Origin of the sequence: Roseinatronobacter sp. S2, from assembly GCF_029581395.1 — a bacterium.
GTDB lineage: Bacteria > Pseudomonadota > Alphaproteobacteria > Rhodobacterales > Rhodobacteraceae > Roseinatronobacter.
On record NZ_CP121115.1, the window covers coordinates 560,487 to 572,154 of the forward strand.

The following is an 11,668-nucleotide window of genomic DNA, read 5'->3' on the forward strand; positions in this document are numbered from 1 at the left end:
AGGCGCAGGGCTGCATATCCTGTGTGAAGCTTATACATCCCCACAGGCCGGGGCATGTAGTGTAAAGTCTGAAAACAGCAAGATACGCGCACCGGTGGGCACCAGATACCCTTGCGCTGCGGCACCAGAAAGCAGGGATATGTAGCTGGCAATCGGAACGCCCATAGCCCAGATGATGAGCAGGCCGAATAATGCACGATGCACCCGCACATCCGATGTCAGCCCCAGAAAAGGCAACACGGCAATCGCGGCCATGCCAATCATCCAGAAGGATGTCTGATCGACTGTCAGCGGCGTGATGCATGCCGCAATTCCCAGACGCAGGGCGCGGAAATCAGACCAGCCCCACCAGGCTGCCGCCAGAAACAATGCAGCAAAGCCGCATAATATGCCAATGGCGACAGGTCTGCTCATGGGAAATGCATGCTCTGGTGATCCTTCGCATTTCAGGATGTGACAGAACGGGGTGCATCGCCGCTTGACGAAGTCAAATCATCGAAGCTGGCAAAGTTCAGGGAATACAGTTTTGCATAAAGGCCATTTTCGGCCATCAGCTGATCATGGTTCCCTTCTTCTATCAGTCGTCCCTGTTGTAGAACGACAATACTGTCGGCATTCCGGATCGTTGCCAGCCGGTGGGCGATAACAAGGCCGGTGCGCCCTTCCAGAAGTCGTTGCAACGCTTTTTGTATCAGCATTTCGGTATAGCTGTCGATATTCGCAGTCGCTTCGTCAAGAATAAGGATCTTGGCATCAGCGGCCAATGCCCGTGCGAATGAAACAAGCTGTCTTTGCCCAAGCGACAGATTGCCACCGCGTTCATCCAGTTGCGTTTCATAGCCTTGGGGCAAGGACATGATAAAGTCATGCGCGCCCACGGCTTTCGCCGCAGCGACCAGATCATCATCTGTGGCCCAATGTGACGAATAGCGGATATTTTCCATCACGCTTCCGGTGAAAAGATACGGTTCCTGCAAAACCATCGCAATGTGGCGCCCCAGACTTTCTTGCGTAACGCTGCGCACATCCCGCCCCCCGACCAGAATTGCGCCGTCCTGAATGTCATAGAAGCGGTGGATCAATGACATGCATGACGATTTGCCCGACCCGGTCGGGCCGATCAGGGCCACCGTCTGGCCGGAACCGACCCGGAACGACACATCCTGCAACACCGGCTCTGCGGGGTCATAGCCAAAGGTGACATTGCGGAACTCAACCGAACCATCATCTGCATCTGTCAGGGGGGTCGCACCCGGTGCATCCTGCACGTCTACGGCAACATCCAGAACTTCTGTCAGGCGGTGTCCTGACGCCATTGCACGCTGCATGACCGAATACTGCATTGTCAAAGACCGGATCGGGTCAAAGAACCGCTGGATATAAAACAAGAAGGCGACCATCACACCGACATCGATTTGCGCCCTGACCACCATCATACCCCCGACCAGCACAACGACAGCCATGGCCAGACCGGTCAGTGTATCGACGATTGGCACCATAACCTGTGCAATCCGTGACCCACGCAGTTGCGCCGCATAGTTTCTGTCGACCAGCCTTTGGTAAAGCTGTTCGTTCAGTTGCCCGCGATCCAACGCCTGAACTGCGCGCACGCCATTGATGGCTTCGGCCAGCGCACCATTCGTCACGGAATTGGCCTCGTGTGATTCCATGAAGGCAGCACGGGCTTTGGACAGCCAGAAGACGCGCACAAGGAACAGGATCGGGATCACCGAAAGGACCAGGATCGCAAGCTGCCAGTCAAGCCAGAGCATGACCACAACAATCCCGAGCAGCAGCAGAATGTCACCGACCGACAGGACCGAGGTTTCAAGAAATTCCTGCATCGAATTCACGTCGCCTTGCAGGCGTGACATCAGGCGCCCCACCTCTGTCTTGTCCAGAAACGACAGCGAGACGCGTTGCAAATGGGCGAACATTTTCTGGCGAATATCAAACAGCACGTTTTCGGCCATCCGCCCAGTCACCTGCTCCTGTAGGCGCGAGGCGACGTAGTTGATTAAGATGACAACCGCAAAGATCGTGGTGATCATGGAAAGGACCGGCATATTGATGGTGCTGCCCCCGGAACCACCGGCCCCCATGCCATGGTCGATAGCATAGCGGATCAGAAGGGGGATCGACAATTGTGTGCAGGTGAAGATGACCACGGCAATAACGGCAATAACCACGTCACGTCGATAATTGGCAACGAATTGCCACAGGCGGCGCACGATGCGACCGTCGAAAGCCTTGCCGAAGATTTCTTCCTCGATCCGGTGGGACCCGACGACAGCCCGCATGCGGGCACGGCCATCATCATGGGGATCGCGTGGTTCGGGGGCGCGTGTGTGGCTCATGAACTGATCTCCGTCCGGTTCAGCACATCCCCTTCCGGGCGCATCTGCAATTCGTGTAACGCCTTGTAGCGCCCATTTAGGGCCAGCAATTCTTCATGCGTGCCCTGTTCGACAATGCGCCCCTCTTCAAGAAACAGAATACGGTCGGCGTGCATAAGACTGCTCAGGCGATGGGCAACAATCAGGGTCACGCATCCCTGCGCATAGCGGCGCATGGCGTCACGGATACGGCCTTCCGTTCCTGCATCGATGGCGGCGGTGGAATCGTCGAAGATCAGAACCGCAGGCTCCATCATCAGTGTGCGTGCGATTGACAGCCTTTGGCGTTGCCCGCCTGACAGCGACACGCCCCTTTCGCCCACCACGGTCCGGTATTCCTGCGGCAGATGCTGGATATAATCATGAAGCTGCGCACTTTCGCTGACGCCACGGATGCGGCTGTCATCGGTAAACGGGTCCCCGTAGGAGATGTTGTTCTCGATGGTTGTGGTGAACAGAAAACTATCCTGCTGCACAACGGCCACCGCCTGCCGCACCGACGACAGCGTTACATCACGCAGGTCCTGCCCGTCGATGGTAATCTTTCCGCCGGTGACATCGTAGAAGCGCGGGATCAGATGCATCAATGTTGTTTTGCCCGAACCGGGGGCGCCAACAATGCCGATGGTCTCGCCCTTGCGGGCTTCAAGACTGATCCCCTTGATGGCGGGGTTCCCCTCATGTCCGGGATAGGAGAATGTGACATTCTCAAGCCGCAATGTGCCTTCGGTCAGGTTCAGCGGCACGGCGTCCGGTGCATCTTCAATCTCAACCGGCATATCTATAAGGGCGAACAATCTTGCCCCGCAGGTCGATGCGCGCGCATAGGCGTTGACCATCAGCCCAAGCTGGCGCACCGGCATCTGAAGCAGCGTCATAAAGGTCAGGAAGGTTGCAAGTGTGCCAACTGTGATTTCGCCTGCCGCAACCTGTCGGCCGCCAAACAGCAGCACAAGGCCCATGGCGACAAAGAAGCTAAGCGTCATCGCCGACGTATCGCGCACGCGGATGTCGATGCGCTGATGGCTCAGGCGAAGCGCATCCTGCGATGCGCGGTCAAATTTCTTCATCTCATGGTCTGCGGCTGAAAAGGCGCGCACGACCCGTGTTCCGGCCAGGTTTTCTTCCATAACCTGGCTTAGAACACCAAGCCGTTCCTGTAGGATCAGCCATGTCTTGCGCAGGGTCAACTGCATCACCGAACTGCGCCAGCCTGCAAAAGGCACGAAAGACAACGCCAGAAGACCAAGCACAAGATTGGTGGAAAGCAGCAGCCAGGCGCCAATTCCGATCAGAAGCGCCAGCAGCAATGTGCGCACCAACGCGGTGGAAAAGAACATCCGCACCCCTTCAAGATCCAGCATGCCAACCGTGATAAGATCACCGGAGTGGGTGCGGTCATGAAAACTGAACGGAAGCCGCTGAATTTTGTTGTAAACCGCCATACGCAGATCCCGTGCCATGGCATGACCAAGACTTTCGGCAGAATAATTCTGGGCCAAAGTGAATAACCCACGCAAGACACTGGCCAGCAGCAAAAGCAGTGCAATCCAGATCAGGGCGTCACGTTCTGCGGTGCTGCCTTGCACGGCCATCGCTTGTGTTGCATCAACCGCCCGGCCCAGAAGGACTGGAATTGACAGCTGCGTCAGAACAGCCGCGACAGTGGCAATCAGGGCAACCCAGAAACGCGCCGGATAATGCAGCGACATCCGTGTAATGCGGTAAATCGCCCCCAGACCTTCCTCGCGCCCGACTGCGCGGGTGCGGCGGAATGTTTCGCGCGGGTCATGAGGTTGGGACTTGGCGCCTGCCTGCCCCGTATCCCGGGAATTGATGGCTTTTGTCATTTCATTTTGTCGACAGTCTGTACTGCGACCTCCGAACAGGGCCGCTTGAAAAAGCGGCAGCATCTGCGTTGCCGACAGACAATGTCTCGCGAAACAACGCAGTCGTCGCGCAAAATTCCCACGCCTGAAATGGGCAGCATCTGGATTTCATTAACTTTCTAGCTCAAGTGAATGGAATGGTCGATAGTGGGACAGGAAAGATGTTCAGTTTTTTTACTGAACGGAAATTCGCATAGGGTAAGATCGCGGCATATCACAGTCGGGGCGCTGTAGGTTTTGTTGACCAAGTGCCGGATTTGTAGCCTTTCCCTGTTCCTGAACAGAGCATTCCGACGCATAGTCAGCGTGATGTGCGGGCAGGCGCGCACCTGATCCAGAAGACAGACCCGGTGCAGTTCAAGAATGGGCCGGCGATAGCCGCCCCTCTTTGCGGGGGTAACAGACCCGGTTTGCACTGCGCCCACTTCACCCCGTGCGACGAAGAAACGCCAAACCGCGCGGCGACACTACGGCAGCCCTCCCTCACCAGCATGGATTGCGCATCACACCAAGCCCAAAATGGGAATCCCCTTTCGGTTCAGAGATAGGCCGATCCGCTCGTTGGTCATGCCTGGCGTGCGTCCTTGGCGACATCTTTTGTGGACAAATATGCAGGCAGGCCGACCACGCTATTCGAATAATCACTGCGAAACTGGACATATTCCGCGTCTGTCCTGTTCCACATATGGCGCTGGAGGCGGCCAATATCCGCGCCATAAATATGAAGGCTGACTGCCATATCTCCTTGTGCGCATTCGACTTGATGAAACGCGCCGGGTGCGGCATCTGCCATGGTTACTTCGCCAGGTTTGCGCAGGCGTGACAGTATCTCGACAGGGGCCGCAGACAGATCATCAGGCACCTTGTACAGATATTCGCGTTCGACACCTTCCAGACACGAGAACACACACCAACACAGGTGATTATGGGCAATGGCCGCTTGTTGGGTCATGAATACGTCAAGAACGATGCAAAGATCCGCAGCCTCGGACAGGTACAGCAGGTATGACGCGTAAGGCGCGTCTTTCTGAAGTTGTAGAAACCGCGAATCCGGCATCCTCCAGTCCGCGACGAAAGCGTGCGTCAGATCGGCAACCCTTGCTTGCGTGTCATCATGATCAACGGCCAGGGTGCAGGCCCGCGCAAAATTGATGAAGCGTGTGTCACCAGCGGCGACTGCCGGGGAAGAGATGTCCTCGTGAAGGAAGGTTTTGTTCATAGTCCTGTCTCCCAATCCTGGCAGCACAAACGCCGTGCTATACTGACCTGATCCGCAATTCATTCATAGGGCTTTTGTAAAGTTAGCGTGGCGGCGCAGCCTGATGCCGGTCCGACACTGCGTTGCACTGGTCATCGCCGCGTCACTGCCAGCGTCGCGACAATAATGATCGCTGCGCCCGCAAGCATGTGGAGCGTTGGCACTTCGGCGAAAAAGAAATACCCGACAGCAGTCGACAGGACGAGCGAGCTGTAGCCAAGCGGTCCCAGCACGCCGGAGTCACCCCAGTAATGGGCGCGCAGAAAGCAATATTGTGCAGCCTGAGCGAAAGCCCCGATCAGCAGCAGAACAGGCCATAGTGTGCCCGGCTCTTGCCATGTCAGCGCGGCGGGCAACGCGGTGACTGCGCCAATTCCTCCGGTGTAGGCAAGCATCATCACCAGCGCGGATTCCTCCCGCATCTTGCGGGTCACGATGATTGCGCCGGTCCCTGCGAAAATTGTGACCATCAACGCCCAAAGGCCGGAATTGACTGCTATTTCCCCCGGTTGCACCGCCACCAGCACACCTGCCAGCCCAACCATGCCCGCCAGCCAATGTGCCGGTCGCACCACCTCGCGCAGCAACAGCGCGGCCATCGCCATCATGATCAGCGGGCGGGTGAAGCTGATCGCTGTGAACAAGGCCAGTGGCAATCGCGCAACGGCATAGAAACTCGTCACGATGGCCGTGGCCGATAACGCGACGCGCAGCGCGTGCAGTCCCGGCTGGCTGGTGCGCAATTCGGCCCGTCCCCGCCACAGGAAGGGGGACAGCAGCACAAGCCCGGTCAGCGCCCGGATGCACACGATCTGTATGGCGGGAAAATCGGTACCCATCGCCTTGACGATGGCAAGCGCCCAGATGTTCAGCCCCATATCGGCCAGCAGCCATGCCGCCCCGCGCAGATTGTTGCGTTGGGGCGCGGGGTCAGGCAGGGGGGGCGGGCCGGGTCCGGGGCGGGGAATGGGCGTCATTCAGTCCCGCCTGCGCGGCGCGATCATGTTCGCCATCAGCCGGAACGCCCCCGGAACCAGCGCTTCCATTTGCAGATGCACGATCAGGGCGCAATGGGTGTGGCGGCCGGCACCGATTTCGGCCGACAACAGCGCGCCGCGATGCGGGGCCTCTTCAGGGTCCGCCATTTCCAGCAAGGGTGTATAGGCGATATCCCAGCTTTTGGCAAAATATAGCCCCCGTTCCTTGACCCAGCCGCCCCAATCGTCGGGACTGATGGGGTTGGGACCGGTCAGCACCGGATGATCAGGGGCAAGATGCGTCACTGTCGCCGTTTCATCGGTGACGCGCCAGCGCAGCGATGGCTGCCCCACTTCCAGCCGCGCGGGCGGAATCGTGTCGGGATTCCAGTTGTCCCACGGCCGATGATAGAGCGTCAGCAAGGTGCCGCCACCGGCGACCCATCCCTTTACGACCTGCATGAATCCTGCAAGCTTCGGCACTGTTTTCATGGCGAATATGCCGACAACAAGCGTGTCGAGTCCTGCAAGCATGCCGGATGTTAACGCAGACGGGTTCAGTACGGTCACATCTGCGCCCATCGCCTGCATCCAGTGATCGGCGCGGTCATTGCCGCCACCGACATAACCTATGCGCGCCGACGCAAGCGCCACATCGGCAACCCGTAGCCGCAACACGGCGGGGGCACGATGCAGAAGCGGGCCAGTGTGGGGATATGATATATGCGTGGCCACCTCGGCGGGGTTGCCCGCGACGGTCACGGCAAGACGGGACAATTCCGGCACTGGCAAGGGCGGTGGGGTAAGTGTCAGGCCACCCTCTGCCGTCTCGCATGCCCAGCCACTGGGCAGGTTGATGGTCGCGCCATCGCTTAGACGAAGTGGCGTCGCACGGGGATCGCGCGCGTTCACGAAAATGGCCTGCGGCGTGATTTCGGCAAGCGTTGCGGGCAGCACCAGCAAGGGGGATTCCAGCGGCAGATGTGCTGTCACTTCTTGCCCCGAAAGGGTCATCGTCAGGGTCATGTTTACCGGACCGCAAGGACCGTCGGGCTGGTGCAACACAGGGTAGGGATCGGCGGCTTGCGCGTCCGGCGGCAGGTGCAACGCGTCATCCCTAGCCCGCCAGCCATCCGGTATGGCCCAGTCCAGCCGCGCTGTCACCGGCCCCTGTGGCGCGTGTAGCGATAGCCGCGCACCGACTTGTCCGCCGGGGCGTGCGTGGTTGGAATCAAGGCGTGCTTCGGCCCGAATGCCTGCGGCAAGACGGATCACGCGGGCAAGCTGTGCTTCCTTCAGGCGAAGGCGGTGCTCCAGCACATCGGTCAAATCGGGCGGGCAGGCCGCCCGCGCTGCACGCAACGCCACCAGCGCGCGCCCGGCACCAGCGAGTATACCTGCCCGGTCGGGAAAAGCTGCGACAGTTTCTGCAAGCGCCGCATCAAGTTCGGCGCAAGCGCGCACGCGGGGGGCAATGGCGGCAAAGCTGTCGGGCAGATTGTCGGTAATCGCGCCTGTGTCATCACCAACCGTGCTGATCGCCAGATGCAGCGGCCAGCCAGGCCCTTCGGCCGGGCCGACCCAGCGCCCCATCCCCTGCGTTGCATGAAGGACACGCGAATGCTGGCCGATCTCGGCCCATGTCCAGCCTGAAAGCGGCTCACGCCCATGACCGGCGATACGCACTGTCTCGGGTGGGGGGGGCTGATCGTCGTCATATGCCGTTCCCGCACCAGACCATCCTGGCAGATACAGTTTGGACACCTGCCACGGCCTACCTTCGGCCTCGAAATTCGGGTCGGCGGCGGCCGTGATCACCTCATGCGCGGCCTGTGTCATGGCGCGGTGGTGGCCGTGTTGGCCCGGAATATCCAGAAAAGTCGGGCAGATAATATCGGGACGGTCAGTACGGATGACTTCGGCAAAGCGACGCAGGGTGCGTGTGTGACCCCATTTGGCCAGTGTCTCAACGCCGGATTTGGAAAACCCGAAATCGGTGATCGTATCCTCGGGGCTTTCCGACAGCCAGTGCATCGTCATGCCCAGCACATCACAGGCGCGCGCCATTTCCGCAGTGCGCAGTGTTCCAAGAACGGCACCTGCTTCGCGCCCGATATCATTCTGGCCGCCTTCGCCCCGTGTCGAGCACGCATAGGAAATCGACAGTCCGTCGCGGTATGTCAGCGCCGCAAGCATTCCGCTGGTTTCATCATCGGGATGCGCACCAGTATTCATGAAACGCACGATGCCCCTGAGAGGTTGCAGCGCGCGCCACAGCATCAGCGCTTCGGGTTCGGTGCGCTGTGCAAGGAGCCTAGCGGAATCTGACATCGGCACTGAGATTACCTTTCTGTAAGTTGTGAGCTGGCCTTGCGTCGCCTTGACGAAGCGGATGTTTTCGCGGGCGTCACGGCGCAGCGTCCAGTCGTGGTGTAACGGTATCGTGGATCACCAGCGCTGCGCCGCCGAGCGCGCCAGTCATCCGCCCCGAGGCCCCACGCAGAACACGCGGTCGGGGGCGCCCCTTTCGGTGCGCGACAGACCCGCGCGGCAGATCAAGGCGCGCAATCAGATCGTGCAGCAATCGGTCGGGCAGCGCACCGCCCAGCACGACGGCTTCGGGGTCAAACAGATTTTCGAGCGTGCCAATCACCGGTGCCAGCAGGCGCGCAGCCTCGTTCAGCCATGTATCAAGTGCGGGATCCTCAACGGCCAGAAGGCGCGCTGCCACCGCGTCGGTCTGCCCGCCGCCAGGGGGCGTGTCAGGTGACAGCAGCCCGCGCGCGGCCAGATGGCGGCGCAATGCCATGCGGCTGGTATATTGCTCCAGGCACCCGGTATTGCCACAGTCGCAGGGCAACCCGTCCGGCACGACGATGACATGGCCGATTTCGCCTGCGTTTCCAAAGGCACCGCGCATCGGCTGGCCCTGCGCGATCACGCCAAGGCCGAGGCCAGCGCCAAAGTAGAGATAGCAAAAGGTATCCAGCCCTTGCGCGGCACCAAGCATTGCCTCGCCGATTGCAGCGGCGGTTGCGTCCTTTTCCACGATCACCGGCAGTTCGAGCGCCTGTGCTGCCTGCGCTGCGGCGTCATCCAAACCCTGCCAGCCTGTCAGAACGGTTGCGCCCGCAGCACTCAATCCCTCGACACCAAAGGGGCCGGGCAGCACCAACCCCGCCCCCAGCACGGGCACTTCACATTGCGCCTGCGCCTGCGCTGCCATTTCTGCCATCAGGGCAAACACGGTTTCCGGGTCAGATGCTGGCAATGGGCGCTGTGCCTGCCACAGCACGGCGCCGGCAAGATCTGTCAGCGCAGCAAGCAGCGCGTCGGGGCGAACCTCGAAGCCAAGTGCCGCAGCGCCAGCAGGGTTGAACGTATAAAGCACAGGTGGTTGCCCGCGCGCTGAACGCCTGCGTCCGGCGGGGACGACCAGCCTGTCCTGTTCCAGCTCTGCGATCAGGTTCGATACTGTCTGCGTACTCAACCCGCTGGAGCGGGCGATCTCGGCCCGGCCCGCGCCATCGCTCAGCTGGACATAGCCCAACACCACCCGCCGGTTATGGGCTTTGGTGCGTTCGGCATTCGTGCCGGCAATCTGGATCTGGCGCGGCGGCATGGTATCTTAACTCAAAAGATTTGAATTAAGTATTGATCTTTGCAGCGAAGCCGTCAACACTCAACTTCAGAAAACAAGAGGTCCCGGGCATGCGCCACTCAAGGGAACCCCAAGCCACCGGGCCAAATGCGCCCAAGCGATAGGAGAGGAAGACACATGAAATCCATGAGAAAAATGGCGCTTGGCCTGACCACGAGCGTTGCTACACTGATCTCGGCACAAGCCGTCAGTGCCGTCGAGATTGAATACTGGCAATATATCTTCGACACGCGCGTTCAGGCGATGGATACCCTGATAGAGCGATTCCAGGAAGAGAACCCGGGAATTACCGTCCGGCACTCGACCTTTCCGCTTGCCGATTACCGAACGCGCCTTGCGGCAGCGATTCCTGCGGGGCAGGGGCCGGATGTGATGCAGCTTTTCTATGGCTGGCTGGACGCCTATGTGGACGAGGGTCTTGTGCAACCTCTGCCGACCGACGTTTTCTCGCCAGAGATGATCGAGGAAGAGTTCTTCCCTATGGTCGCCGCGATGAAGCGTGATGGTGCATATATGGCGCTGCCTACGGCCGTGCGTTCGCTTGCACTGTTCTACAACACCCGCCTGATGTCTGCTGCCGGGTTCGACTCTCCACCTGAAACGCTGGAAGAAATGGTCGACATGGCGCGTGCCATGACTGTGCGTGACGGGTCAGGCAACATCACCCAGGTCGGCATCACATCGGGCATGAACGCGCAAGACCATCACTGGTTCCGAGAAGTTCTGACCCGTCAATTCGGTGCCGAACCCTATCTGGATAACTACCGCACCGTGAATTACGCTACCCCCGAGGGTGTGGCAGCTTTCGAGTTCTATACCGGGCTGGAAGCGACAGAAGGTGTGAGCCAGTCAGGTTTCATGGATGAGCCACAGGCGGCGTTCCGCGCCGGGCGTGCGGGGTTGCATATCGACGGCTCGTTCCGGATTGGCGCGCTTGAGGGGACGCGCGGGTTGGATTGGGGGGTTGCGGCACTTCCGGCCAGCGCAGATGGTGTGACCGCAAATTACGGCAGCTACTGGGTTAACGCGATTACAAACCGCGCTCAGGGTGAACGCAAGGAAGCGGCGGTCAAATTCATGGAGTTCGTCACCTCGGAAGAGGCGATGCAACTCTGGCTTGATGTGGTGGGCGAGCTTCCGGCCCGTCCTTCGGTCGCATTAACCGAAGAAAACCTTTCCAACCCGGTCTACGGCCCGTTCATTGAAGGCTTGGCCACAGCGCAAACGACGCTCTTTCTGGATGAAACGGCGCAGCGTCAGGTCCTTATGGATGCCGTGCAGCGTGTTTTGCTGGAAGGTATGTCCCCCGCTGATAGCCTAATGGTAGCGCAGGAAGCCGAACAGGAAATCATTGACCGGCTTGGCGGCAACTGACCTGTGCGAAAGGTGCAATTCTGGCGCGCGCGTATTCAGCGCGCGCCCCGGATCACACCTGATTTGGGTCTGACTGGCACAGCTGGATTGTGCTGAAGGCGGCCTGTCGCCGG

The 11,668-nt window shown here is 59.7% G+C and carries 8 protein-coding genes; 1 reads left to right on the top strand and 7 read right to left on the bottom strand.

Annotated elements, in window-relative coordinates; translation table 11 throughout:
- Positions 1-30 precede the first annotated feature (30 nt).
- From P8S53_RS19400 to P8S53_RS19430, 7 genes are all read right to left on the bottom strand, one after another.
- Positions 31-414: a hypothetical protein gene (locus P8S53_RS19400; RefSeq protein ID WP_277806956.1), complete on the bottom strand. Its 384-nt coding sequence runs from the start codon at positions 412-414 to the stop codon at positions 31-33.
- 32 nt (positions 415-446) lie between these two features.
- Complete coding sequence (locus P8S53_RS19405) at positions 447-2,357, bottom strand: ABC transporter ATP-binding protein (protein WP_277806957.1); 1,911 nt, start codon at positions 2,355-2,357, stop codon at positions 447-449.
- Positions 2,354-4,246 (bottom strand): ABC transporter ATP-binding protein, encoded by a 1,893-nt coding sequence (locus tag P8S53_RS19410; RefSeq protein ID WP_277806958.1) that lies wholly within the window; start codon positions 4,244-4,246, stop codon positions 2,354-2,356. The genes P8S53_RS19405 and P8S53_RS19410 overlap by 4 nt, the downstream gene beginning before the upstream one ends.
- A 604-nt stretch (positions 4,247-4,850) precedes the next feature.
- Entirely contained in the window at positions 4,851-5,504 is a 654-nt protein-coding gene (locus tag P8S53_RS19415; protein ID WP_277806959.1) for a cysteine dioxygenase family protein, read from the bottom strand.
- 131 nt (positions 5,505-5,635) lie between these two features.
- Positions 5,636-6,520, bottom strand: a complete 885-nt coding sequence (locus P8S53_RS19420; RefSeq protein WP_277806960.1) for a DMT family transporter — start codon at positions 6,518-6,520, stop codon at positions 5,636-5,638.
- Positions 6,521-8,851, bottom strand: coding sequence for a PIG-L family deacetylase (locus tag P8S53_RS19425; protein WP_277806961.1), 2,331 nt, complete (start codon positions 8,849-8,851; stop codon positions 6,521-6,523).
- A gap of 76 nt (positions 8,852-8,927) precedes the next feature.
- Positions 8,928-10,142, bottom strand: a complete 1,215-nt coding sequence (locus P8S53_RS19430) for an ROK family transcriptional regulator (RefSeq protein ID WP_277806962.1) — start codon at positions 10,140-10,142, stop codon at positions 8,928-8,930.
- A 156-nt stretch (positions 10,143-10,298) separates the two neighbouring features.
- Between P8S53_RS19430 and P8S53_RS19435 the strand changes: the two genes are divergently transcribed.
- A complete protein-coding gene (locus P8S53_RS19435; protein ID WP_277806963.1) occupies positions 10,299-11,555 on the top strand; it encodes an extracellular solute-binding protein in 1,257 nt (418 codons plus the stop codon).
- Positions 11,556-11,668: the final 113 nt, after the last annotated feature.

Coding starts and splice junctions, on each gene's coding strand:
- P8S53_RS19400 (WP_277806956.1), bottom strand. CDS start 414: ATGAGCAGACCTGTCGCCATTGGCATATTATGCGGCTTTGCTGCATTG.
- P8S53_RS19405 (WP_277806957.1), bottom strand. CDS start 2,357: ATGAGCCACACACGCGCCCCCGAACCACGCGATCCCCATGATGATGGC.
- P8S53_RS19410 (WP_277806958.1), bottom strand. CDS start 4,246: ATGACAAAAGCCATCAATTCCCGGGATACGGGGCAGGCAGGCGCCAAG.
- P8S53_RS19415 (WP_277806959.1), bottom strand. CDS start 5,504: ATGAACAAAACCTTCCTTCACGAGGACATCTCTTCCCCGGCAGTCGCC.
- P8S53_RS19420 (WP_277806960.1), bottom strand. CDS start 6,520: ATGACGCCCATTCCCCGCCCCGGACCCGGCCCGCCCCCCCTGCCTGAC.
- P8S53_RS19425 (WP_277806961.1), bottom strand. CDS start 8,851: ATGTCAGATTCCGCTAGGCTCCTTGCACAGCGCACCGAACCCGAAGCG.
- P8S53_RS19430 (WP_277806962.1), bottom strand. CDS start 10,142: ATGCCGCCGCGCCAGATCCAGATTGCCGGCACGAATGCCGAACGCACC.
- P8S53_RS19435 (WP_277806963.1), top strand. CDS start 10,299: ATGAAATCCATGAGAAAAATGGCGCTTGGCCTGACCACGAGCGTTGCT.